This is a genomic window from Mycobacterium scrofulaceum, from assembly GCF_002086735.1.
Lineage (GTDB): Bacteria > Actinomycetota > Actinomycetes > Mycobacteriales > Mycobacteriaceae > Mycobacterium > Mycobacterium scrofulaceum.
Genome location: NZ_MVIJ01000172.1, coordinates 1 through 341, shown reverse-complemented (window position 1 = coordinate 341; position 341 = coordinate 1). Strand labels below are relative to the sequence as shown.

Sequence of the window (341 nt, the reverse complement as noted above, 5' to 3'; positions counted from 1 at the left end):
ATGGAGGCAACCACCATGGTTGTTGTTGGAGCCGATGTACACAAGCGCACGCACACCTTTGTCGCGGTCGACGAGGTGGGCCGCAAGCTCGGGGAGAAGATCGTCAAGGCGACCACGCCGGGGCATGCTGAGGCGGTGATGTGGGCCAGGGAACGCTTCGGCGCACAGCTGGTGTGGGCGATCGAGGATTGCCGGCACCTATCAGCCCGGTTAGAACGCGACCTTCTCTCCGCCGGGCAGCAGGTCGTGCGCATCCCACCGAAACTGATGGCTCAGACCCGTGCCTCAGCACGCACGCGCGGTAAGTCTGACCCCATCGATGCACTGGCGGTCGCGCGCGG

At 65.1% G+C, this 341-nt stretch carries 1 protein-coding gene; it reads left to right on the top strand.

The features are described from left to right. Positions 1 to 15: 15 nt before the first annotated feature. Positions 16 to 341 (top strand): IS110 family transposase (locus BST44_RS29300; protein ID WP_142274752.1); only part of this gene is annotated, 326 nt, incomplete at its 3' end.